The organism is Roseateles depolymerans (assembly GCF_003387155.1).
Classification (GTDB): Bacteria; Pseudomonadota; Gammaproteobacteria; order Burkholderiales; family Burkholderiaceae_C; genus Roseateles; species Roseateles depolymerans.
This window is the reverse complement of sequence record NZ_QUMT01000002.1, coordinates 915,199-940,393: the sequence shown is the minus strand read 5'-3', so window position 1 is coordinate 940,393 and position 25,195 is coordinate 915,199. Positions and strand designations below refer to the sequence as shown.

17 protein-coding genes are annotated in these 25,195 nt (G+C 67.9%); 14 read left to right on the top strand and 3 right to left on the bottom strand.

Annotated elements, in window-relative coordinates; all coding sequences use genetic code 11:
* Positions 1–13 precede the first annotated feature (13 nt).
* The 3 genes from DES44_RS12085 to DES44_RS12075 form a co-directional block, all read right to left on the bottom strand.
* The gene (locus tag DES44_RS12085) at positions 14–1,645 is read right to left on the bottom strand and encodes a hypothetical protein (protein WP_058935152.1); all 1,632 of its coding nucleotides are present in this window, start codon (positions 1,643–1,645) and stop codon (positions 14–16) included.
* Positions 1,646–1,821: 176 nt separating this feature from the next.
* Positions 1,822–2,688 carry a DUF2145 domain-containing protein gene (locus DES44_RS12080; protein ID WP_232309764.1) on the bottom strand — a complete coding sequence of 289 codons (867 nt, stop codon included), beginning with the start codon at positions 2,686–2,688 and terminating at the stop codon, positions 1,822–1,824.
* A 26-nt stretch (positions 2,689–2,714) separates the two neighbouring features.
* Positions 2,715–3,173, bottom strand: coding sequence for a hypothetical protein (locus tag DES44_RS12075; protein WP_058935151.1), 459 nt, complete (start codon positions 3,171–3,173; stop codon positions 2,715–2,717).
* A 341-nt stretch (positions 3,174–3,514) separates the two neighbouring features.
* Between DES44_RS12075 and DES44_RS12070 the strand changes: the two genes are divergently transcribed.
* The 14 genes from DES44_RS12070 (at position 3,515) to DES44_RS12005 (ending at position 25,195) form a co-directional block, all read left to right on the top strand.
* Positions 3,515–5,443 (top strand): methyl-accepting chemotaxis protein, encoded by a 1,929-nt coding sequence (locus DES44_RS12070; protein WP_058935150.1) that lies wholly within the window; start codon positions 3,515–3,517, stop codon positions 5,441–5,443.
* 23 nt (positions 5,444–5,466) lie between these two features.
* Positions 5,467–7,155 (top strand): chemotaxis protein CheW, encoded by a 1,689-nt coding sequence (locus DES44_RS12065; protein ID WP_058935149.1) that lies wholly within the window; start codon positions 5,467–5,469, stop codon positions 7,153–7,155.
* A gap of 9 nt (positions 7,156–7,164) precedes the next feature.
* Complete coding sequence (cheB, locus tag DES44_RS12060) at positions 7,165–8,343, top strand: chemotaxis-specific protein-glutamate methyltransferase CheB (protein ID WP_058935148.1); 1,179 nt, start codon at positions 7,165–7,167, stop codon at positions 8,341–8,343.
* 22 nt (positions 8,344–8,365) lie between these two features.
* Positions 8,366–8,989 (top strand): HEAT repeat domain-containing protein, encoded by a 624-nt coding sequence (locus DES44_RS12055; protein ID WP_116001526.1) that lies wholly within the window; start codon positions 8,366–8,368, stop codon positions 8,987–8,989.
* On the top strand, positions 8,986–9,867 hold the full coding sequence (locus tag DES44_RS12050; RefSeq protein WP_058935147.1) for a CheR family methyltransferase: 882 nt from the start codon (positions 8,986–8,988) through the stop codon (positions 9,865–9,867). The genes DES44_RS12055 and DES44_RS12050 overlap by 4 nt, the downstream gene beginning before the upstream one ends.
* The gene (locus DES44_RS12045; protein ID WP_058935146.1) at positions 9,864–10,304 is read left to right on the top strand and encodes a response regulator transcription factor; all 441 of its coding nucleotides are present in this window, start codon (positions 9,864–9,866) and stop codon (positions 10,302–10,304) included. Before DES44_RS12050 ends, DES44_RS12045 begins: the two co-directional genes overlap by 4 nt.
* Positions 10,301–12,904: a chemotaxis protein CheA gene (locus tag DES44_RS12040; RefSeq protein ID WP_058935145.1), complete on the top strand. Its 2,604-nt coding sequence runs from the start codon at positions 10,301–10,303 to the stop codon at positions 12,902–12,904. The genes DES44_RS12045 and DES44_RS12040 overlap by 4 nt, the downstream gene beginning before the upstream one ends.
* Entirely contained in the window at positions 12,904–13,164 is a 261-nt protein-coding gene (locus DES44_RS12035; RefSeq protein ID WP_058935144.1) for a hypothetical protein, read from the top strand. Before DES44_RS12040 ends, DES44_RS12035 begins: the two co-directional genes overlap by 1 nt.
* On the top strand, positions 13,161–13,529 hold the full coding sequence (locus tag DES44_RS12030; protein WP_058935143.1) for a response regulator: 369 nt from the start codon (positions 13,161–13,163) through the stop codon (positions 13,527–13,529). The genes DES44_RS12035 and DES44_RS12030 overlap by 4 nt, the downstream gene beginning before the upstream one ends.
* A gap of 13 nt (positions 13,530–13,542) precedes the next feature.
* Positions 13,543–14,961: a methyl-accepting chemotaxis protein gene (locus tag DES44_RS12025; RefSeq protein WP_058935142.1), complete on the top strand. Its 1,419-nt coding sequence runs from the start codon at positions 13,543–13,545 to the stop codon at positions 14,959–14,961.
* 26 nt (positions 14,962–14,987) lie between these two features.
* Entirely contained in the window at positions 14,988–16,220 is a 1,233-nt protein-coding gene (locus tag DES44_RS12020; protein ID WP_083526045.1) for a patatin-like phospholipase family protein, read from the top strand.
* A gap of 316 nt (positions 16,221–16,536) precedes the next feature.
* On the top strand, positions 16,537–22,839 hold the full coding sequence (locus DES44_RS12015; protein WP_058935141.1) for a DUF4347 domain-containing protein: 6,303 nt from the start codon (positions 16,537–16,539) through the stop codon (positions 22,837–22,839).
* A 32-nt stretch (positions 22,840–22,871) separates the two neighbouring features.
* Positions 22,872–24,392 carry a TolC family protein gene (locus DES44_RS12010; protein WP_058935140.1) on the top strand — a complete coding sequence of 507 codons (1,521 nt, stop codon included), beginning with the start codon at positions 22,872–22,874 and terminating at the stop codon, positions 24,390–24,392.
* Positions 24,389–25,195, top strand: a complete 807-nt coding sequence (locus DES44_RS12005; protein ID WP_116001524.1) for an efflux RND transporter periplasmic adaptor subunit — start codon at positions 24,389–24,391, stop codon at positions 25,193–25,195. The genes DES44_RS12010 and DES44_RS12005 overlap by 4 nt, the downstream gene beginning before the upstream one ends.

Sequence of the window (25,195 nt, the reverse complement as noted above, 5' to 3'; positions counted from 1 at the left end):
CGACGCAGGGCTGTTATTTCACCGTCACAAAGATCGGGTTCGAATAGAACCACAGGCTGCCGTAGTTCCGGTCGTTGATCTGGTCATGCCGGGTGGCGTTGTCGGTGGTGGTGATCTTCTGGTCGGGCAGCGGCTCGCCGGCGGCACTCAGGCCCGCCACGTTTTCCGCCAGGTTGGTGCCACGCAGCCGGAAGTACTGGCTCTTGCTGGCCGTGACGGTGGTGGTCACGCTGTAGTAGCCGTCGGCGTCCTGCTTCCAGTCGGCGCTGGTGAAGCGCTTGAGCACCCGGGTGCTGGGGTTGGTGGCCAGGTTGTAGGCCTCGGTGCCCGGCGCGGCCTTCGGTCCCACATCGCCCACGATCAGGTCGACGTGATGCACCTTCGGCACCATGTTGCCCAGGTTGCCGCTGTTCACCGGACGCTGGTAGTTGTTCACCGCCGGGCTCTTGAAGCGAATGGTCAGCGTGACGGTGCGACCCGCTGCCGTCGGCAGGTCCTGCCCCATGGCGGCCTTGGCCGAATCGGCGCTGGCGGTGAAGTCCAGCGCCTGGATCAGGTCGCCGAACACCCCGAAGCTGCGGCCGGCGCGCAGGCTGTCGAGCAGGCCGGCCACGCCAGTGTTGCCCTTCGGCACCCACACATGGTTCTTCGCATACTCGCCCGGGAAATACCCCGAGCTGTTGCCCGCCGCGTCGATCTCGAAGTGGGAATCCGAGTTGGCCACGTTCCAGATGCGGCGGCCCTCCCCCAGCAGCGCATCCCACACGCCCCCGACCTTGGCCACCACTGCATCGGTGCCGCCATAGGTGCGGTTGGGCAGGTTCGCATCGACATAGGCAGAGGTGTAGCCGCCCCGGTCCGGCTCCATCTGGTTGCCCACCATGCCCTCGATGGCAAACACGATCTTCGGCGCCAGGTCATTCATCTGGCGGAAATCGGCAATCGTGTACTTGCCGGGATTGCGGGACGGGTGGTTGATCAGCGCGTAGCTGGTGTCCGGATAGTTGTCCTTCAGCCAGCTGATGCCCTTGAGCGTGTCCGCGGCCGTGCTGTTGAACCGCTGCGGGTATTTCGCCTGGAAGCGGGTCACATCCTCCGCCTTGAACAGCGATGCATCGGCCGTGGTGAAGACCCACTGGAATTCCTTGAAGGCACTGGGCGACGACGTCAGCGGCGTGCCTGCGGTGCCGCCGTCGAAGATGCCGACGCCGATATGGTCATGCGCCGGGGCATCCCATTCGAAGCCGGAGAAGATCAGCTTGTTGCTGTAGGTGCCCGCCGCCTGCAAGGCCTTGATGCGGGGCATCTCGTACGCTTCCATGCCGTAGGCAAAGGCCACCGGCGCGGTCAGCAGCGTGCCGTTGTTGTCGTACTTGGACGAGCGCAGGTGGTTGGTCACCGCCATCCAGTCCAGGCCATGCGTCGTGAAGGCCTTGCCGAGGACGAAGTCCAGGGTCTGGGTGGTGCGGGAGTCGTCCGATTGCACCGTGTGCACATGCAGGTCGCCGGTGGTCCAGGCGCCCTGTTCCATGGGGTCGGTGCTGTCGCTGCCGCCGCAGGAAGCGAGGGCCACTGCGGCCGCCATGGCGACGGAGGACAGGAAGAAACGGCTGCGGGCCGTCGAAGAGGCGCGGAGGAGGTGCATCACGGAAGCGGGGCCGAAACGGCGCGTTGACAACAGCGCAGCACTGTGTCGGCCGCCGGTGTCACGTCCGTGACAACAGGGTCCGGGGCCACGTCTTGCGTGCGAATGTCAGAGCGGCGGCCGGGCGCACCCCACCGCGCCCCCCCGCACCATTCCTCGCCATCGCCCTCGCCCGATCAGCGCGGCATGCGCACGATGGTCGGCGCCGCTCCCCAACCGCTGCGGGATAACCACTGGAAGATCGTGTCCGCCGTGGTGGTGTCGATATGGCCGCTGTAGCGCCGGGCGGACGGATGGTCGTCGAAGGCCACATTGGCCATGCCGATGCGCGCCCCCAGCCGCTTGAAGGTGGAGATCTTCAGGTCGCTGGGCTGGTAACCCGCGCTCTTGAGCCACTGCTGGGCCTGCGGCCGGTTGAAGACTTCACCCGGCGCCGCCGCGCCCGCCAGTGTCTCCAGCGCCCACTGGTTGCTCTGCTGGTACTGCTGCGACCACGGATAGGCCAGCATGCTGTAGGCCGGGGTGTGCAGGGCGGCGGCACGGGCGTTGTCCTTGAGCACCGGCAGCAACGCGTCCTGCAGGGCCGGCTTGAGCACCGAGAACGCGCCCTCCATCCGGTAGGGGCGGTCCATGAAGAACTCCGCCAGCCCTTGCCGATACAAGTCGGCCTGCGCGGTGCCGCACTCATTGAGCTTGTGCATCACGCGCCAGACGGGCTTGCCGCCCGCATCGACGTCCCGGTAGACGTAGCCGACATGGGACCAGCGCAGCCCGTATTCATCGAGGTTCTGCCCGGCACGCGCCAGCAGCACCACCTGCGCGCCGGACCGGTCCAGCGCCTCGGCCGTGGCCTGCGCCAGGGCCATGCCGTTGCGCACCTGCTCGGGCGTCAGCGGGGTTTCTTCGCAGGTCCGGCCGGCATGGGCGGCGCCGGGCATCGCCAGCGCCATGGCGACCGCGGTGGCCCCCACAAGCAAAACGGGCCGCAGGAAAGCCCCCGCCGTGTCGGCGAGGTGGCGCAGCGACGGGCGCTGAATCGACATCCGCTGAATCGCCCACCCCTTCGCGCTCATCGCAGCACCTCGTCCTTGCGAGTGACACGCTCGTTGTGCAGCAGCGAGGCGCCGATCTCATTGGGAATGAAGGCAATCACCTCCCCCGCCTTGGACAGGATGTAGCCCGTCCCCACCACGCTCACGGTGACCGCCGTACCCACGCCCACGACGGACGCGCCCACCGCATCGCTGACGAATCGCACGCTGAACTGCACGCCGTCGGAAGCCCGCTCCAGCACCCAGACCGTGCCCTGCGCCGTGGACTCCACGGCCTTGACCGTGAGGCCCACGGTCACGCCGATGGCCGCGCCGATCAGGATGGCCGGCACGGCGACGGACACCGCCACCGGCACCAGCGAGGCTTCACTCGCACGGCTCAAGCCGCCGCGATGCGCGTGGGCGGGGGTGGCCAAGGCGGCGGTCAGCAGCAGGGCCGCCGTCACAGCGCTGCCGGTACGTTTCATCACAGTCATTCATGTCCTCCCAGGCGTTTCGTTGGGCATCCCCGCGTGGTTCGCAGGTGATGTCGCCGAGCCTCTGCGCAGGAGCGAGGGCTGGCTGGCAAATGCTACTCAACTTTGAGGGGTGGCCCACAGACGCGCGCGTTACGGACAAGACGGGAAGCTGGATCGATCAAAATCATTTCTATTAACTTGAAACCGCCACATTCATCACATTAGTGAGGCAAATATGCCGATTTGAGGGATTTGATACTTTCTCTTTTACTGTTTGAGGATTTAAATTTTTGCTCGTGGACGCGCCCCAAGCACCGAGGGACGGTGCCGCGCCCCACGGCAGATCAAGGAGCTCAGACATGTCTTTGGTGATGAAAAACCGCCAGGCCCTGGACACTCAACCCGCGCCGGCGATCGTGGCCAAAGGCCTGAATCGTCAGGTCAACCGGGATGCAGAGGCGAACCGCCGCCGGGCCCGGACCCTGGCCAAGCAGCAGCAGGCCGCCGAGCGGGTGGCCAGTGCCAGTGCGCAACTGGCCGCCGGCATCAACGAAGCGGCCTCGGCCGCCGAGGAACTCAAGCGCGCCTCTGACCAGATTGCGGGCGGCGCGGAAGAAGCCTCCGGGGCCGCCCAGGAATCGCTGGCAGCCATCACCCAGATCAGCGCTGCGTTGACCCGCCAGCTCAATGCCTGCCAGCACTCGCAGGCCAAGGCGGAAACCATGCGCGACCTGGCGGCTCGCATCAACCAGGATGTGTCCGCCGCGATCGGCGCCGTGGGCGTGGCCGCCGAGCGGCAGGCCAATTCGGTCAAGATGGTGGCCGAGCTGGAACGCCAGGCCGCCAACATCGGCGACATCGTCAAGGCCGTGGCCCGCATCGCCGACCAGACCAACCTGCTGGCCCTGAACGCGGCCATCGAGGCGGCCCGCGCCGGCCAGCATGGCAAGGGCTTTGCGGTAGTGGCCGATGAGGTCCGCACCCTGGCCGAGACCAGCGAAAAAAGCGCCAAGCAAATCCAGGATCTGGTGGCCCAGATCCAGACCGAAGTGCAGAGCATTGCCGGCGGCATCAATGAGTCGGCCGACACCATCCAGAGCGAAGTCCAGAAGAGCCAGGTCATCACCGAGCAACTGGACCGCATCCGCACGGACGCCGGCGAGATCGTCAGCGGCGCGCTGCAAATTGCCACCGCCGCCAGCCAGAGCAGCGTGGCGGCTCAGCAGGCCCTCAAGGGCGCCGAGCAGATCGCCGCAGCCGCCACCGAACAGGGCTCTGCCTGCGAGGAATCGGCCAAGACCATCGAGGAGCAGGCCACCGCCCTGGCCGAATGCGAGCAGACCGCCGCCAGCCTGTCCGAGATCGCCGAGGAACTGAAGAACTCGACCGACATCGCCAAGAGCGCCGAGGAAGTGGCGTCGGCGGCGGAGGAACTCTCCAGCACGGTGCAGGAAATCACCCGCGCGGCCAGCCAGATCATGATCGCGCTGGAGCAGATCCGCAAAGGCTCCCAGGCTCAGGCCGCCGCCACCGCGCAGTCGGCCGCCGCCATCACCCAGATCACCAACGGGGCGGAGCTCTCCGAACGCCGTGCCAATGAGGCCAGCGGCCGCGCCTCCACCATCCGCGGCCTGATGGGCGAGAACAAGCAGCACATCGATTCGCTGGTCGCCAGCATCGGCCGCGGCGTGGACTCGACCCGCATCAGCCTGCAGCAGATCAAGGAACTGGAGCTGGTCAGCCGCAAGATCGACAAGATCGTCGACGCCATCACCCAGGTCTCGGTGCAGACCAACATGCTGGCGGTCAACGGCAGCATCGAAGCCGCCCGGGCCGGCGAATACGGCAAGGGCTTCGTCGTGGTGGCCACCGACATCCGCAACCTGGCCCACGATTCCGCCGAGAACGCCGACCGCATCAAGGATCTGGTCAAGAGCATCCAGGACCAGATCGCGCTGGTCGGCCGGGACCTGGTGGAGATCATGTCGTCCGCCCAGGCCGAGATCGAAAAGACCCGCGCCATCACCCAGAACCTGCAGACGATGGAGCGGGATGTGGCGGACCTGGAGCGCGGCAATGTGGAGGCCGCCCAGACCTCCGCCGAGATCGTCACCGCGCTGGGCCAGGTCCGTACCGGCGTGGAGCAGATCTCGGCCGCGGCCCACCAGGCCGAGAAGGCCGCTGAACAAGCCGCCACCGCCGCCCGCCAGCAGTCCCAGGGCGCCGATGAACTCAGTGCCGCCATCGAGGAAATCTCCTCCCTGGCCGATGAGCTGCAGAGCAACTGAGCCGGTCCGCGGGGGAGTTGAGCATGAATGACCACGTCCACCACGGTCACCAGGATCCACACAGTCACCCGGAACAGGCAGGCGCACCGGCCGACCGCCAGTTCGTCAGCTTCGAGCTGGCCGGCGAGCGCTTCGCCGTGCCGATGGGGCCGGTGCAGGAGATCATCCGCCTGCCGGAGGTGGCACGACTGCCGCTGGCCCCGACCGCCCTGCTGGGCCTGGCCAACCTGCGGGGCCGGGTGCTGCCGCTGATGAGCCTGCGGCGTCTGCTGGGACTGCCGGACCAGGCGCACAGTGACACCGCGCGAGCCTTGGTGATCCACTGCGGCCAGGCGCTGGGCTTCCTGGTGGACCGCGTCTGCAGCGTGCTGCAGGTGGAGGCCGATGAGCTGGAACCTGCCCAGGCGCTGGGCCATGTGCACAGCACCGAATCCCTGGCCGGCCTGATTCGCCGACCCGGTGCGGACGGCCAGGACGAGCTGCTGATGGTGCTCGACTTCGACCACCTGGTGCGCACCGCCTTCGCGATGACCCAGCCGCAGGACGATCGCGGGGCCGCACGCGGCGGCGCCGAAGCCGCGCAGCTGCTCGCGGACACGCCGTCCCAGGCACAGGGTCAGGAAGCGGAGCTGCGGCTGGTGAGCTTCACCGTCGATGCGCAGGAGTACGGCGTCCCCATCGAGGACGTCCAGGAAATCGTCCAGATGCCGGAGCAGATCACCGTGCTGCCGCAGGCACCGGCGCACATGCGGGGCGTGATGACGCTGCGTCGGCGCCTGCTGCCGTTGGTCGATCTGCGCAGCCTGTTCGGTCTTGGGCGCCAGCGCCAGGACGAGCATCAGCGCATCGTCGTGGTGGCGCTGCCGGGCTGCGGTCCGGTCGGGCTGGTGACCGACACCGTCAAGGAAGTGATGAGCGTGCCGCGTCAGCAGACCAGCGGCATGCCGGACCTGCTGGCCCGCGACGGCCAGCACCATGAATTCGATGCCATCTGCCAGCTGGACCAGGGCCGCCGCCTGATCTCGGTGCTGTCCGCGCCCCGCCTGCTGGGACTCGATGCCCTGCGCGACGCCAGCGCGGCCGCACAGGCGCTGGCCCATACCCACGGCGCCTCCGCGCCCGCCCCTTCCTCGATGCAGACAGGAGACGCCATGCCCGCCAGTGTCCCCCTCAACGCCGCCACCCCAACGACTGCCGCCCCTGCTGAAGACATGCAGCTCGTGGTCTTCCGCCTGGGCGCCGAGGAATTCGGCGTGCCCATCATGTGTGTGCAGGAAATCGTGCGGGTGCCGGAACAGCTCACCCGGGTGCCGCGCACACCGGCCTTCGTGGAAGGCGTGATCAATCTGCGGGGCGCCGTGCTGCCGGTCATCGACCTGCGCGGCCGGCTGGGGCTGGAAGGCGTGGCCCGCAACGACGGCCAGCGGATCATGGTGTTCGCGCAGGGCAGCCAGCGCACCGGCTTCATCGTCGATGCGGTGGCCGAGGTGCTGCGGGTGTCGCACGGCAGCCTGGCCCCGGCACCGGACCTCAGCGGCCCGCACAGCCGGCTGATCCATCAGGTGGCGCGGCTGCACAACGGCCAGCGCCTGGTCATGCTGATCGACCCGGAACTGCTGCTGGGCTGGCAGCGGGAGGCGCATCCCGACCTGCCCTCCTCCGCGCCGGCGGCTGCCGGGGCCCCGTCGTCTTCGCTCCCCCTGGCTGCTTGAGGAGGCCGCATGCCCAGGTCTGCAAGCACGCCCAAGAAGGTGCTGGTGGTCGATGACTCCGCGCTGATGCGCAAGGTGCTGCGCGAAGTGCTGACCGACGCCGGCTTCCAGGTGGAGGCCGCCCGCAGCGGCATGGAAGGGGTCGACCTGGCCCAGCAGTTCCTGCCGGATGTGGTCACCCTGGACATCAACATGCCGGAGATGGATGGCCTCACCGCCCTGTCGCTGTTGATGAGCATCCGGCCCACGCCGGTGGTGATGGTCTCGTCGCTGACCCAGCAGGGCACCATCAGCACGCTGGAGGCGCTGGCGCTGGGGGCGGTCGACTATGTGGCCAAGCCGGGCGGCACCATTTCACTGAACCTCAAGGACATCTCGGACGAGCTGGTGCGCAAGGTGCGGACCGCCAGCACGGCCCGGGTGCGCTCCGGCGTGCGGCCGCCCGGTCAGACGCAGGCGACGGCGCTGCGGCGGGCGCCGGGTCGATCGCGGCCGCCAAGCGCCTCCAGCGAGCACGCAGAACTGCGCAGCGGCCGTGCTGGAGGAAGCCTCTCCTTCAAGCCGGCTCTCACGCCCGGCCTGGCGGCACCGCCCGCCCGCCTTGGCATGCCGGAGGGGCTGGTCGTCATCGGCGTGTCCACCGGCGGCCCGCGGACCCTGGAAGAAGTCCTGCCCCGACTGCCTGCGGACTTTCCCTGGCCGGTGCTGGTGGCCCAGCACATGCCGCCGCATTTCACCGCGGCCTTCGCCCAGCGCATGGATCAGCTCTGTGCCCTGCAGGTGCGGGAATGCAATGGCCCGATGCCGCTGCAAGCCGGACAGATCCTGGTGGCCCAGGGCGGCCACGACATGGTGGTGGTCGAGCGCCTGGGGCGTCTGCTGGCCCAGCCGGCGCCGGAGGCCCGGGCCTACCCCTGGCATCCCTGCGTCGATGTGCTGATGGACAGCGCCATGCAGCACATGCCCTGCGAACGACTGGTGGGCGTGCTGCTCACCGGCATGGGCGACGACGGCGCGGCCAGCATGGCCCGGCTGCGCCAGCGCGGTGGCCACACGATTGCCGAGTCCGCCGAGACCGCGATCGTCTACGGCATGCCGCAGGAGCTGGTGAACCGGCAAGGCGCGGAATGCGTGCTGCCGGCGCATCACATCGGCGACCAGTTGCGAAGCTGGGCCCGGCCCCATTAAGACGAGGACGCATGAGGACGCCATGGCACTGCGTAAAGCCCACACCCCTGCCCTGCATCCGGTGCACGCCCGCGAGCATGCCCGCGACTTTGCAGGCTTGACCCAGCAACTGGCCAGCCCCGATCCGGTCCAGCGCCGCCACGCCGCGCGGGACCTGGCCGCTCTGCCCCAAGCCAGCCAGGTGCTGGGCCAGGCGCTGGCCCGGGAGACCGACCCGTCGGTCCGCCAGGCTCTGTTCACCAGCCTCGGGACCCTGGCCAGCGCTGCCGCGGTGCAGGCCCTCATTCCCCTGCTGCGCAGCGAGGATGCGGGCCTGCGCAACGGCGCCATCGAGACGCTCAGCAGCATGCCCGAAGTGGTGGGACCGTCCATCCAGCACCTGCTGCGCGATCCGGACCCGGATGTACGGCTGTTCACCGTCAACCTGCTGGGCGACCTGCGCCACGACGAGGTCAACGCCTGGCTATGCCAGGTGCTGCGGCAGGACAGCGAGGTCAATGTGGTGGCGGCTGCCATCGAGGTGCTGGCCGAGACGGGCAGCGGCGCCGAACGCGCCGCCCTGCTCGAGGCCCGCAGCCGCTTTGCGGACGACCCTTTCATCGGCTTTGCCACCCAGGTGGCGCTGGAACGCATCGAGGCCCCATGAACCAAGCCCTGCGGACACCGGCCGGCCGATCCAAGCTCGCCATCACCGACGCGGACTTCCAGAAGTTCCGCGAGTTCTTCTATCGCAAGACAGGCATCCACTTCGACGACAACAAGCGCTACTTCGTGGACAAGCGGCTGGTGGAGCGGATCGAGGCCACCGGGTCCGAGGACTTCCGCCACTACTTCGTCGGCCTGCGTTTCGAGAGGGACGGCCGCGAATTGCAGCAGCTGGTCAATTCGATGACGGTCAACGAGACCTACTTCCTGCGCGAGAGCTACCAGTTCGACTGCATGACCAACAACCTGCTGGACGAGCTGCTGCGCCACAAGCCGCGGGGCGAGCGCATCCGCATCTGGTCGATTCCCTCTTCCACTGGCGAAGAGCCCTACTCCATCGCCATGCAACTGCTCGAGCGCTGGCCCGGCATCGACCAGCATGAGGTGGAGATCTTTTCCTCCGACATCGACACCACGGTGCTGCAGGCGGCCCAGCGCGGCATCTACAGCCAGCGCTCGGTGGCCAACGTGCCCAAGGCCTGGCTGGACCGCTACTTCAAGCCGGTGGGCAACGGGGAATGGGCCATCTCGCGGGACCTGGTGGCCGCCGTCGAATTCAGCCAGGTCAACCTCAGCAATCCGGCGGACACCGCGCGCTTTCGGGACATCGACCTGATCTTCTGCCGCAACCTGCTGATCTATTTCGACGACGTGTCCCGCCGCGCCGCGGCCGAGGCGCTCTATGACGCGCTGCGACCCGGCGGCTTCGTGTGCCTGGGGCATTCCGAATCGATGAGCCGCATCACGTCGCTCTACAAGGTGCGCCGCTTTGCCGACGCCATGGTCTATCAGAAGCCCTTGACCGGGGAGGCCCCATGACAAGCACAACCCGCATCCTGGTGGTGGACGACGCCGCCACCGTGCGCATGTACCACCGCAAGCTGCTGGGCGATGCCGGCTGGAGCACCGATGAGGCGGTCAACGGCATGGAGGCGCTGGAGAAGGTGGTGGCCGCCGGCGACCAGCGTCCCTTCGACCTGTACGTGGTGGACATCAACATGCCCAAGCTGGACGGCTACGGCTTCGTGCGCGAGCTGCGCCGGCTGCAAGCCGCCGTGCAGGCGCCGGTGATGATGGTCTCCACCGAGTCCCAGCTGCAGGACGCCGAGGCCGCCCGGCAGGCCGGCGCCAACTGCTACATGATCAAGCCGGCCCGGCCGGCGGAACTGGTGCTGAGCGCCGCCCTGCTGCTGGGCGACGGTCCGGCGGCGGCGCGGGCCGCTGCCTCGATTCCGGTGAAGGGGAGCCAACGATGAACGACGCCGCCGAGATCCTGGCGCAATTCATTCTGGAAGCGCGCGAATGTCTGGAGACCATCGGGCAGCGACTGTTGCAGATCGAGCGGGATCCGACCCACCTGGAACTGCTGAACGACCTGTTCCGTTCGGTGCACACGCTCAAGGGCAACTGCGGCATGTTCGAGTTCGGCGCGCTGGAGCGGGTGGTGCATGCCGGCGAGGACGTGCTGGACCGGGTGCGGGCCGGCAAACTGCCCTACACCAGCGCCATGGCCGACCTGCTGCTGGCCGCCATGGACCACAGCGCCGAGATGATCGATGCGCTGGAGTCCACAGGCGAGCTGCCGGCGTCGGCCGAGCAGCGTTCCCATCAGTTGGCGCGTGATCTGCGTGCGTTCCTGCAGGACGGACCGACGGGGACAGCGTCGGCATCGACCGCAGTGGGCGGATCGGGAAGCGGGGCGGCCTCTCCTGCGGCGTCCCGCGCGGCTTCTCACGCAGATGCCGCAGCGGTGCAGGCCATTGCCGCGGCGGCCTTGTCCGCCGGGGCGTATGCCGCCGCGCCACAGCCGGCCGTGCCGCTGGTGCCGCCTGCGCCCGATTGGGTGCTGGCCCTGCCGCAGGACTGGCAGCGCCCCGGTGCCTGCGTGGTGCGGTATCTGCCGGAGCCCGAATGCTTCTTCAAAGGCGAGGACCCCTGGGCGCTGGTGCAGCAAGCCCCGGGCCTGCTGGCCCTGCAGGTGCTCCCGCCAGCGGACTGGGGCCCGGCCGATGCCTTTGACTGCTACCAATGCCGCCTCGGTTTCCTGGTGCTGTGCGATGCGCCGCAGGCCTATGTGGAGGAGCATTTCCGGTATGTGCCGGAACAGTGCGAGTGGCACGTGATCCAGCCCGTCGCCACGGCGGCCTCGGGAGCTGGTGCGGCAACGTCAAACGGCCTGGCGGGTTCGGACCCGCAGGGGGCCACGGGCAGCCCGGGGGCTTCGGCGCTTGCATCCGGGGGACCGTCCAGCGCGACCGCGAACGCGTCGGCAAACGGGTCGACCAACGGGTCCGCAGCCAGATCCGCAAACGGGGCTCCCTCTGGCGCTGGCACCGGCGACACCGCCACCGACGCCGGCACCGCCCCCTCCAGGACCGCGCTGCTGCTTCGCGCCGCCGAGATCTGGCAGGAACAACTCGCCCTGCTCGACCGCCCCGGATGCAGCGCTGGCACGCTGGAGGCCGTGGCCCAGGTGTTGAGCCGCCTGCTGCCGCTGCTGAACGACGCCCAGGGCGCCGCTGCCGTCACGTCCATGCCCCTGACGACCGAGGGAGCCCCCGCCCTGGCGGCATGGGCGCGACGCGTGCGCCCAGAGGCCGCCGACACCGCTCTCCCCAGCGGATCCGCCGGCCCGGTCCGCCTCAGCACGGGCGACGAAGCCCTGGCTCAGGACCGCGGCGGCCATCGGGTCCTCAAGGTCGCACAGGACAAGATCGACCGCCTGATGGACCTAATCGGCGAAATGGTCGTGGCCAAGAATGCCCTGCCCTATCTCGCCCAACGTGCCGAAACGCAGTTCGGCCAGCGCGAAATGGCCCGCGAGATCAAGAACCAATATGCGGTCATCAACCGCATCGCCGAGGACATGCAGCACGCCATCATGCAGGTGCGCATGCTGCCGGTGGGCACCGTCTTCCAGCGCTTCGGCCGCCTGGTGCGAGACCTCTCCAAGCGCCTGGGCAAGGAGGTGCAACTGGTGATCGAAGGCGAGGACACCGAGGCCGACAAGAACGTCATCGAATCCCTGGCCGATCCGCTGATCCACATCCTGCGCAACAGCCTGGACCATGGCATCGAACTGCCCGCCGACCGCGTGGCTGCCGGCAAACCCGCACAAGGCACGCTGCGGGTGCAGGCACGCCAGGAAGGCGACCGGGTCATCCTGGACATCAGCGACGACGGCGCCGGCATCAACACCGCCCGGGTTCGAGCCAAGGCGGTGGAGCGCGGACTGATCCCCGCCGACCGGGCCGATGCCCTGAGCGAGGCCGAGGCGGTGCAGCTCATCTTCCTGCCCGGCTTCTCGACCACCGACAGCATTTCCGACCTCTCCGGCCGCGGCGTCGGCATGGACGTGGTGCGGTCGGCGGTGGAGCGCATCAACGGTACCGTCAGCCTGTCCAGCGAACGTGGCCAGGGCACGCGCATCCGCTTGACCCTGCCGCTGTCGATGGCGGTCACCCACGTGATGATGATCCGAGCCGCCGGCTGCCGCTTCGGCGTGCCGATGGACCTGATCGTGGAGACGGTCCGGGTGCCAGCCGAGGACATCCACCGCTTCAAGCAGGCACAAACGGTGGTGCTGCGCGGGCGGGTCGTCCCGCTGCGTCCGCTCAACCAGATGCTGGCGCTGGAGGAGCCGCCCCGCCTGAATGCCGAAGGCGAGCATGCGGTGCTGGTGCTGCGCTGGGGCGGCGAGCAGATCGGCCTGATCGTCGATGAATTCGACGGGACCTGCGACATCATCCTGCGCCCGCTGGAAGGCGTGCTCGGCGGCCTGGCCGGATTTGCCGGCTCGGCGCTGATGGGCGACGGCAGCGTGCTGATGATCCTCAACCCCAAGGAGCTGCTCTGATGGCCATCGACTATCTCAAGACCGTGGCCCGCCTCCAGGGCCATGTGGATGCTGAAGCCGCCGAAGGACTGCAGCAGTGGCTGCGCGCGGGAAAGAAGCGCACGGTCGATCTGGGCCGCTGCGACAGCCTGCATACCGCCGTGCTGCAGACCCTGCTCGCTTTGGCGCCCCCCATCAAGACACCGCCGCCGCACGAGCGGCTGCGCCAGGCGCTGGGACTGGACCCGGCGCCGCAGGTTTCCGAAAGGAGTGAGACATGAGCAAGAAAATCTTCCTGGTGGATGACTCCGCCACCATGCTGATGAGCCTGAGCAAGACGCTCAAGATCAGCGGCTTCGAGGTGGAGACCGCCTCGGACGGCAGTGCGGCGCTGGAGCGCCTTCAATCGGGCTTCAAGCCGGACCTGATCATCACCGACATCAACATGCCCAAGCTCGACGGCCTGGGACTGATCCGCGAAACCCGCCGCCTGCTGCGCTTCACGCCCATCCTGGCCCTGACCACCGAAAGCCAGCAGCACAAGCGGGACGAAGCCAAGCGCAATGGCGCCACCGGCTGGCTGGTCAAGCCGGTGGGCGGCAATGACCTGCTGCAGGTGATCCGGCAGGTGCTGCCGGGCGCTTGATGGGAGGTGTGCCATGGACGACTTGAAGGTGATTGCGATGCCGACTGCCCGGGACAGCAGCACAGGCAGCGACTCGAATGAAGGCGGCGATACGCTCTCCCATACGGCCTCCCACACGCCCTCCATCACGCCCTCCATCACGCCCGAAGCGGACCAAACGGCCCGGCGCCTGACCGCGCACTGGCGCCGCTGGATCTGGCCGCTGGTGGGCGCCGTGGTGCTGACCCCGCTGGTGATGATGGAATGGCCGCAGGTCCAGCCCCTGGACCGGCTCGACCCACTGGGCTGGGTCGGCCTGGGCCTGCTGCTGGGCTGGGCCCTGCGCAGCTGGATGAGCTGGCGGCGTTTCCGGTCCCAGTCGGCCGCGGCGGCCTTCCCGGCGGAGCTGGTCACCCAGGACATCTCCACGCTGCAGCAGGCCTTCGCGGTGCTGACGCAGCAGGTCAATGCCACCATCCAGACCTCCGAGACGGCGGTGATGGACATGGGCGAACGCCTGACGCGGGTGCATGACCAGACCGGCGAGCTGCATCAACGCATCGTGGCGGCGGTGGCGCGCTCCGAAGAGCTGTCCGCCCATTCCCTCAGCCAGGCGGACCAGCATGCAGCAGCGGTCAACCAGTTGGCCCAGCACCAGGCGCTGTTCGAGCAGACCCGCCAGAGCCTGCTGGACCGGGTCCGTGCCTCGGCCGAGCAGGTGCGCCGTCTCTCGCCGCTGGCCGAGATGATTTCGGACATCGCCCGCCAGACCAACCTGCTGGCCATCAATGCCGCCATTGAAGCGGCTCGGGCTGGACCCGAAGGTTCGGGCTTCAAGGTGGTGGCGGCCGAGGTGCGACGCCTGAGCGGCCAGACCGCCGAAGCCGCCCGCCAGGTTACCGATGGCATCGGGCAGGCCGCGCAGGCGATCTCGCAGGAGGCCGGAAAGCTGGAAGAGAACATGGGCGAAAGCGCCGCCGCGCAGATGGGGCAAATTGCCGAGCACATCCAGGGCATGAGCCGCACGCTGGGCGAGGTGGTGCCTTATCTGAGCCAGCTGTCGCAGGACATGGACGGCGGCGTGGACCGCATCACCTCCGACATCATCGACACCCTGGGCGACATGCAGTTCCAGGACATCAACCGGCAATTGCTGGAACAGATCAACAATGCGCTGGGCGGGCTGTCGACCCACTTTGCCCAGATCTACCAACTGATCGACGGTCGCGCGCCGCCGCCGCCGGTGCAGCTGGAAGAACTGCTGCAGATGTGGACCAAGGACTATGTGATGCATGCCCAGCGGGTGGCGCATGTGCTGGCCGGGCAGGAACGCCGGTCGCCAGCGGGGGGTGGTGCCAGTGGTGGCGGTGGCGGTGCCCAGGTCATCCCGCTGCATGAACCGCGTCCGGTGGAACTGGCCGTGGCCAACGGGCCGCGCATCGAGCTGTTCTAAGCCTGAGTCGAGAGGCCACGTCCATGATGTATGAACTCCCTCTGACCGGCCTGGTGCTCAGCGGCGGCGGTGCCCGCGCTGCCTACCAGGTGGGGGTACTGCGGGCCATTGCGCAACTGCGCCGCGACCATCTCACCCCGCAGGCGCGCAAGCGCAATCCCTTTGGTGTGATCACCGGCACCTCGGCCGGCGCCATCAACGGCACCGCCCTGGCCTGTTATGCCGATGACTTCGAGGAAGGCGTGGGGCGGCTGGTCAGTGCCTGGTCGCAGATGCATGCGGAGCAGGTCTACCGCTGCGATGCCCTTCACATGCTGGGCAATGGCGCCCGCTGGCTGTCGATGATGTCGCTGGGCTGGGCCCTGCGGCGCTGGCGCCCACGCTCGCTGCTGGACAACACGCCGCTGGCCTCCCTGCTGCGGGACCTGGTGCCGATGCAGCGCCTGCCCACGCTGCTGGCCCGACGCTATCTGCATGCCGTCGCGGTGACCGCCTCCAGCTACAGCAACGGGCATCACGTCAGCTTCTATCAGAGCCGGGCCGCCATCACGCCGTGGGTGCGCACCCAGCGTCTGGCAGCGCCCACCATGCTGGTGCATGAGCATCTGCTGGCCTCGTCGGCCATTCCCTTCATCTTTCCGGCGACGCGGCTGCATCACGAGGGCGCTGGCGCCTGGTATGGCGATGGGTCGATGCGGCAGAGCGCGCCGCTGTCTCCGGCCATCCATCTGGGCGCCAAGCAGCTGTTGATTATTGGCGCCGGTCGCATGCATGAGCCGGCCGTGAGCGACGCCCAGGACCATCGCTACCCCAGCCTGGCCCAGGTGGCCGGGCATGCGCTGTCCAGCATCTTCCTGGATGCGCTGTCGGTCGACATCGAGCGGATGGAGCGCATCAACCGCACCTTGGCCATGCTCACGCCGGAGCAGCGCGAACAGCATTCGCTGCGACCGGTGAATGCGCTGGTCATCGCGCCCAGTGAACGGCTCGATGCTATTGCCGCGCGGCATATCGACAGTCTGCCCAGGCCGGTGCAGTTGCTGCTCAAGTCCGCGGGCGCTCGGCAGGGCCATGCGCAGGGCGGCGCCCTGGCCAGCTATCTGCTGTTTGAACCGGGCTACACGCAGGAGCTGATGGCCCTTGGAGAAAAGGACGCGATGCAGCAGAAGGACAAGCTGCTGGCCTGGCTGCATCCGTCGGAGCTGGCGCAGGCCAGGGACCGGAGACTGGCGCCGGCCCTCAGTCTGGCCGAAGGCTGACTCAGGCGCGCCTCAGCGCTTGCTCCCATCGTATGTTGCACAGGGTTTTCCCTGAGGGCGGCGGACCGACAGTCTCCGCTTGGCCCCCTGCTGTCCGTCAGACCCTTCCCGTATGATTCTCAGACAAAGGGAACAGGACAATCGGGGAGGTTGAATGGACAAGTTCTGGAAGCGCGTGCTTGGCGCGCGCGTGGGTACGCTCAGCCGGGCATTGCGTCCATACGATCCTCCGTCCCATCGACCCTCGCAGCGCCCGACCGGCGCCGCATCCACCGAGTCCTCCACCGCAGGCATGGCAGGTGGAGGCAGCCCGCTCATGATGGCGCTGGAGCCGCGGCTGATGTTCGACGCCTCGGTGGGCGTGACCGCAGCCGCCGTGGTGGCCGACCACCCCGCGCAGGACCACAGCCGTGACGCGTCCATCGACGTGCGTCCGACCCTCGCACAAGCGACACCAGCGACACCAGAAACCCCGCAGGCGTCAGAAACGACGACTGCGGCGGCAACCGCTGGGGCCGCCCCTGCGCGTCATGAGATCGTCTTCGTGGACGGTCAGGTGGCCAACGCCCAGCAGATCATCAGCGCACTGCCCGCCGGCATCGAAGTCGTCGTTCTGGACGGCAGCAAAGATGGTTTTGCGCAGATGGCCAGCTACCTGAGCGGCCGCCACGACATCGATGCCATTGCACTGATTTCCCACGGCGATACCGGCCGGGTACAAGCCGGCACGGTCTGGCTCACGAGCGATTCCATCGCCGCCCATGCAGACGCGCTCAGGGCGATCGGCGCCGCCCTGTCGGCAGATGGTGACCTGCTGCTCTACGGCTGCAAAACCGCAGAAGGCAGCGCGGGTCAGCACTTTCTCGACCAGATCGCGGCCATCACCTCGGCGGATGTGGCCGGCTCCACCGACAACACCGGCGCGGCGGCCTACAGCGGCAATTGGACGCTGGAACGAAGCACCGGCGCCATCGAGGCGGCCAACCTGGGCCGCGCGCTCGCGGGCTACAACGCGTTGTTGGCCGCACCGAGCTATGAGACGTTTGATGGGCTGATCCTGCCGGATGACGGCGGCCAGCGTTACTTCATTCCTTACGGCCAGGAACTTGTCTTCAACGGCTGGCGATTCGGCATCACGGACCAATTCGGCAATCTCGATGCTGGCAGCCGCCTGTTTGGCACCAATCAGTCGCTGGACACCAATCTCGCCAATGACAGCCAGGACAAAGCCCTGATCGTGGAGGGTCCTAACTCACCCAACGCCTATCAGTTGGTCATCAAGTCAAACAGCGGGGAGGAGTTCGCCTTCAACTCGATCACCGTGGAAGATCTGCTGGGCGGCGACACCCGCTACAGACTGTTGGGTTACAGGAATGGTGTCCAGGTCAGCGGTGCCATCTTTGACTTCACGGCGCCTTACGCAGGTGGCGCCGGCGGCAATGGCCTGGTGGTGGATCCCACGGACCAATTGCCCTGGAACTCGGTGGATGAAATTCGCATCGTTCACCTCGACACCACCTTAGGCACTCAATTGGCGATCGATGACCTCAATGTCTCAGCGGCGATCAGCAATGCCGTCCCGGTGATTGCCAATCTCAACGGCGACGCCTTCACCTACCTGGAAGGCAGCGGAACGGTGAAGATCGACGTGGGCCAGAACGCCACGGTCACCGACACCGACAGCACCGATTTCTCCGGCGGCAACCTGACCGTCCAGATCGTCACCAATTACCAGAGCGGGACCGGCGCGCAGGACTCCCTCAACATCGTGAACGAGGGGACGGGTGTCGGCCAGATCGGCCTTTCCGGCACCAACGTCACTTATGGCGGCACCATCATCGGCACGGCGACCGGCAATGGCACCGGCACGCTGGTGGTCAGCTTCAACGCCGCTGCCACGCCCGCCGCCGTCCAGGCCTTGGTTCGCGACATCGGCTTCAACCACGACGGGAACAATCCGGCTGCACTGGTCCGCACCGTCCAGTTCAGACTCAATGACGGTGATTCCGTCGACAACAGCGTCAGTTCCAACGTGTCGATTGATGTTCGGCCCGTCAACGATGCCCCGACGCTGACGGCGACTGGCCAAAACCCGGCCTTCACAGAAAACGGTTCCGGAGTCGTCCTCTTCGGCACCACGGCGATCAGCACCATCGAAAGCAGCCAATCGGTGCGGACCTTGACGCTCAACGTCAGCAATGTGTCGGACGGCGCCAGCGAAAGGCTCACCATCGACGGCACCACGGTGGGCCTGTTCAACGGCAACAGCCTCACCACCGCCACCCTCGGCATTGCCGTGTCGGTCAGCGTCAGTGGTGGAGTGGCCACGGTGACCCTGGACAAATCCGGCGGGTTGTCGGCGGCCCAGGCGCAGACCCTGGTGAACGGACTGACGTACAGCGACACCAGCGAAGCCCCAACGGCCGGGAACCGTGCCATCACGCTGACCTCGGTCAAGGACACCGGCGGCACGGCCGATGGCGGGGCCGACACCACCGTCCTGGCCATCACCTCCACCGTCACCGTCGTGGCGGTGAACGACGCCCCGATCCTCACCACCTCCGGGGGCAATGCGGCCTTCACAGCGGGTGACAACACGGCCTCCACCCCCGTGGTGGTGGACAGCGGCCTGACCCTGTCGGACGTCGATAGCAGCACGATGGCGTCCGCCACCGTCCGCATTTCCGGCAACTTTGTCAGCGGTGAGGATCTGCTGATCTTCTCCAACAACAACAGCGCGCTCTACGGCAACATCAGCGCCAGCTTCAACAGCGCCACCGGCGTGCTGACCATGACCTCGGCCGGCAGCACCGCCACCACCGCCCAGTGGCAGGCGGCCATGCGCAGCGTGCGCTACACCGACACCGCGGTCACCCCCAACACCGCCACCCGCACGATCAGCTTCCAGGTCAACGACGGGACGGACGACAGCCTGACCAGCACCCGCAATGTGAGCGTGGCGGCGACCGACCAAACCCCGCTGCTGAGCAACAGCGGCGGCAGCGCCACCTTCACCGAAAACCAGGGCCCGGCTCAGGTGGACCCTGGCCTGACCGTCTCCGACCTGGACAACGCCACGCTGAGTTCCGCGGCGGTGCAGATTGCCGGCAATTTCCGCAGCGGCGAAGACCTGCTGCTGTTCACCAACACCAGCAGCGTCACCTACGGCAACATCATCGGCAGCTATAACGCCGGCACCGGCGTGCTGACCCTGACCTCGGCCGGCAGCACCGCCACTGTGTCGCAATGGCAGGCCGCGCTGCGAAGCGTCAATTACGCCAACACCTCATTCGACCCGGACACGGCCACCCGTACCATTGCCTTCACCGTGAGTGACGGCACCAAGACCAGTGCGGCCGGCACGCGGAACGTGAATGTGGTCTCGGTGGACATCCCACCGGTGCTCGGCGCCTCGGGCGGCAGCGCCACCTTCACCGAAGGCAATCAGGTGGCTGGCACCCCGGTGGTGGTCGACAGCGGCCTGACCCTGTCGGATGCGGACAGCACCACCCTGGCCAGCGCCACGGTCGCCGTCACGGGCAACTTCCAGTCCGGCGCGGATGTGCTGGGTTTCATCAACACCAACTTCACGACCTACGGCAACATCATCGGGAGCTACGACGCCTCCACTGGCGTGCTCTCGCTCAGCTCGGCCGGCGCCACCGCCACCGTGGCGCAGTGGCAAGCCGCGCTACGCAGCGTGAGTTACGCCAACACGTCGGACACACCCAGTGCCTCGACCCGCACCATCAGCTTCACCGTCAACGACGGCGGCGTCGACAGCAACTCGGTCAGCCGCACCGTGAATGTCGTACCGGTGGACGACACCCCCGTGCTCAGCGGCGGCACCGGCACCCCGGTGTTCCAGGAACTCGATGGGCAGGCCGCATCGCCCGTGGCCATTGCGCCGGCGCTAGTCATCTCCGATGCCGACAGCCCGACGCTGGTCAGCGCCACGGTCGCCATCACCGGCAACCTGCAGACGACCCAGGACCTGCTGAGCTTCATCAATGGGGACGCCACGCAATTCGGCAACATCAGTGGCAGCTACAACGCGGCCACCGGCGTGCTCTCCCTCAGCTCCGCCGGCGGCACCGCCACGGCCGCGCAGTGGCAGGCCGCCCTGCGCTCGGTCACCTACAGCAACAGCTCGGAAGCGCCCAACACCGCCACCCGTGCCATCAGCATCACGGTGAATGACGGCAGCACCGACAGCAACACGGTGGTGCGCAGCGTGGCGGTCACCAGCACCAACGACACGCCGGTCAACCAGACCCCGGTGGCTGAGCAGCATGTCTTCCAGGACGGCACGCTGGTGTTCGGCACCGCGCAAGGCAATGCCCTGTCCATCAGCGATGCAGACGCCGGCAACGGCCTGGTGCAGGTCACCCTGACCGCCAGCCATGGCACGCTCAGCCTGTCCGGCGTCAACGGCCTGAGCTTTGCCGTGGGCACCGGCAGCGCCGACGCCACGATGACGTTCACCGGCAGCGTGGCCGACATCAATGCGGCGCTGCAAGGCCTGAGCTTTGCGCCGACGGCAGGCTATCGAGGCCCGGCCAGCCTGCAGATCACCACCGATGACCTGGGCAACAGCGGTGGCCCGGCGCGCACGGACACCGACACGGTCACCGTCAGCGTCGATCCCACCTTCCCGACCATCACCGGCGTGAACACCCCCACCCCGGATGGCGGCTACAAGGTGGGCGACATCGTCACCACCACCATCACCTTCGACCAGGCGGTGGTGGTCGACGCCAGCAACGGCACGCCCAGCCTGTTGCTGGAAACCGGTGCGGTGGACCGGCAGGCGGTCTATGTGTCCGGCTCCGGCACCAACACCCTCACCTTCCGGTATGTGGTGCAGGCTGGCGACACCACGACGCGCCTGGACTACGCCTCGTCCGCCGCCCTGGCCCTGAACGGCGCCAGCATCCGCAGCGCCACGCAGTTCGACGCGGTCCTCGCCCTGCCGACGCCCGGCGGCGGGGATTCGCTGGCCGCCCAGCATGCCATCCGGATCGACGGCGTCGCGCCGACGGTGACGGGGGTGCAGTTGCCGGCCGCCGGCACCTATGTGGCTGGGCAGGCGCTGGACATCACCGTCAACTACAGCGAAGCGGTGACGGTGTCGGGCAATGGCGCGGCACCGCGCCTGGCCGTGACGCTGGAGGATGGCCGCATCGCCTACGCCGACTATGTGTCCGGCTCCGGCAGCAATGCGCTGCTGTTTCGCTACACCGTGCAGGCAGGCCAGCAAGCCGCCACCGGCATTGCCCTGGCGGGCAGCCTCGATGCCAACGGCGCCGCGTTGCGGGATGCAGTGGGCAATACCGCAGCGACCACGCTCACCGGCGTGGGGGCCACCAGCGGCATTCGCGTCGATGCGGTCACCCCGACCGTCGCCGCCATCACCCGACTGGACGGCAGCGCCACCTCCGGCCAGCCGGTGCGTTATCAGGTCAGCTTCACCGAGAACGTCTCCGGCGTGGATGCGGCGGACTTCACCCTGAGCACCACCGGCAATGCCAGCGCCGCCGTGCTGGGCGTGACGCAGGTGGACGGCCGCACCTATGTGGTCGAAGTGGGGCAGATCGTGGGCGCCGGCCAGGTCAGCCTGAACCTGGCGGCCACGGCCAGCGGCATCGCGGATACCGCCGGCAACGCGCTGGCGTCCAGCGCCAGCGGCCCGGCCTATGCGGTCTCACCGGTCGCTCCCCCGCCGCTGCCCGCCGACCCGCCTGCCCCGGCGCCGGCGCCGGTCGCCATCCCCGTGATCGCGCCCTACTCGCCCCCGATCACCTTCGATGCGGGTCCGTCCCTGCCCAGCGTGGACGCGCCCCAGGCTGCGACCCTGAGCGGCCGCGACAGCTCGGCCTCCACGGCCTTGCCGGTGGCGCTGGGCCTGTCGGTGCCGCTCCAGCCCAATGCGCTGGACCGAAACGTGGTCGCAACGCCGGTGCCGGTGCCTTCGGGCCCGGCCCGCGACACGGCCGAGTCCGCCACCCGCAACCTGTCGGGCCTGGAAGCGACCCGGGGCTATTCGGTCAACGCCGGCGAGCCGATGCGCATCGCCCTGCCCATCGACACGCTGTCCGCCCTGGGCCGTGACGGCCCGGTCACCGTCGAAGTGAAACTGGCCAATGGCCGTCCGCTGCCTGCATGGCTGAAGTACGACCCGGTGACCAACACCCTGGTGGGCCGTGCCCCGGCCGGTTTGAGCCAGAAGCTGTCCATCGAGGTGGTGGTGCGGGACAGCAAGGGCCAGCGCGTCTCCAATGTGGTGGAGGTGGACGTCAAGCCGAGCAGCGGTCCGCGCAGCGCCGCACCGCTGGAGTCGCGTCCCTCCGCACAAGGGAGCGACGCTGAGCGTGCATCGGTGGCCGGCAAGGCCCCGGAGTCGCCCGAAGCGCGTACGGCCGCGGCCCTTGCCACGGCCCCCGGTGCAGGCCGCCTGAGCGACAGCCACAGCGGCAGCGACAGCGACCCCGCAGCGCCCGCGCCCGCAGGCCGCCCCGGCCTGGCCGCCCAGTTCAATCGCCACGGCCACGCCGCCTGGCAGGCCGAGCGCCAGCAGTGGGAGCAGTTCCTGGACGCCGCCCGACACACAACGGCCTGAGGCCACGACAAGATTCAGAGGAGAAGCACAAGATGACGATGGAACGACTGCCCCGCCGCACCCCGATGGCGCTTGCCGCGCTGGCCCTGCTGGCCGCTGGACTGACCGGATGCGCCGTGGGGCCGCAGGCCTTGACCTTTGATGAGCGGCAAAGCCTGATCCAGGCGGACCGCCAGCAGCTGACCCAGGAGCAGGAGCCCATCCAGGGACCGATCTCGCTGGAAGAGGCGATGGCCCGTGCCATCAAGTACAACCTGGACCATCGCGTCAAGCTGATGGAAGCGGCGGTGGCCCAGCGACAGCTGGACCTCTCGCGCAGCGACCTGCTGCCCAAGCTGGCCTTGTCCGCCGGCTACAACTGGCGCGACAGCGAGCTGGCGTCCTCCTCCCGCAGCGTGCTGAGCGGCCAGCAGTCCCTGGAGCCTTCCACCTCCTCGGACCGTGAACGCAACACCGCCGACCTCACCTTGAGCTGGAACGTGCTGGACTTCGGCGTCAGCTACTACGGCGCCCGTCAGCAGGCCGACCGTGTGCTGGTGGCCGAAGAACGCCGCCGCAAGGTGCTGCACCTGTTGATGCAGCAGACCGCGCAGGCCTACTGGCAAGCCGCCGGCGCCCAGATGCTGGAAGGCAAGATCGAGCCGGTGCTGGAGATGTCCCGCCGGGCGCTGGAGGATTCGCGCAAGGTGGAGGTCGAGAAACTCCGCTCGCCGCTGGAAGCGCTGAATTACCAGCGCCAGTTGCTGGACATCGTGCGCCAGCTCGAAGCGGTGCGGGATGAACTGGCCCAGGCCAAGCCCCGCCTGGCCGCCATCATGAACCTGGAGCCGGGCAAGAGCTTCACCGTGCAGATGCCGTCGTCGATGCAGGCGCCCCGCATCAGCCTGCCGGCGGCCGGCATGGAAGAAGCGGCCCTGATGCGTCGGCCGGAACTGGTCGAGGCGCAGTACAACGAACGCATCGGCGTGCTGGAGACCCGCAAAGCCCTGGCGCGTCTGATGCCCGGTCTGGAATTCAGCGTCGGCGGGCATTACGACAGCAACAGCTTCCTGGTGAACCGCCAGTGGGGCGATGCTGGTCTGCGGGTGAGCTGGAACCTCTTTAACGTGCTGAATGCCAGCAACATCCGCGGCATGGCGCAGGCCCAGCTGGATCTCGTGCGCCAGCAGCGTCTGGCGCTGAACATGGCCGTACTGACCCAGGTGCATGTGGCTCGCCTGGATTACCAGGGGCGCCTGCGCCAGTTTGAACTGACCGAGCAGCTCAACGGCGTGGAGCAGCGCATTCTGGGCTACACCCGCAATGCCGCCACTGCCAACAGCCAGGGCAAGCTGGAGGAAATCCGTGCGTCCGCGGCGGCGATGATGTCGGAGCTGCGCCTGTATCAGACCTACGGTGCACTCCAAGGCGCCTACAGCCAGCTGGTGGCCACGCTGGGTCTGGACCCGCTGCCGCAGTCGGTGCCCGGCCACGACCTCAAGAGCCTGGGGGAAGCGGTGAAGGCGTCCGAACAGAACTGGACCAAGACGATGAATCCCGAGGGCGGCGCATGACGGTTTGCAGGGAGGGCCAGGTCGGGCAGTTTGGGGATCTTGGGCACTGGGCCCTGGGTCTCATGCTCACCAGCCTCATGGCCGTGGCGCAGGCACAGACTGCCGCGCCAGCGGCGCCGGCAGGACCGGCCGCCGACAAGGACGGACGCATTCGCACCCAGCTCAATGCGCGCAATGCGGTGACCATCGCCGCCGAGATTCCGGCGCGGGTGGCCACGCTGCGCCTGCGTGAGGGCGATGCCTTCCGCGCGGGTGAACTGCTGGTGGGACTGGACTGCTCGCTGCACCAGAGCCAGCAGCGCAAGGCGGAGGCGGCGGTCGAGGCCGCCAGCGCGGTGGTCGCGTCCAACCAGCGGCTGTCCGAGCTCAATTCCATCGGGGCGCTGGAGGTCCAGCAGGGCCAGGCGCGATTGAAGGAAGCCCAGGCCGAACTGGCAGGCAACCGCCTGCTGGTCAACCGCTGCAACATCTCCGCGCCGTTCTCCGGCCGGGTGGCCAAGCGCCATGTGGCGGCCCATCAGTTCGTATCGCCGGGCAACCCGTTGCTGGACATCATCGACACCGGTCAGCTGGAAGTGCAGATGATCGTGCCCTCGCGCTGGCTCGCCTGGCTGCGGCCGGGCGCCGCCTTCCAGGTGGATGTGGAAGAACTGGGCAAGCGGTATCCGGCCCGCGTGCAGCGGCTGGGCGCCCAGATCGATCCGGTGAGCCAGACCGTGGCCGTGTTCGGTGTCATGGACGGCAACCAGCCTGGCCTGCTGCCAGGCATGAGCGGTTGGGCTGTGTTCCCGGGTCGTCCGTGA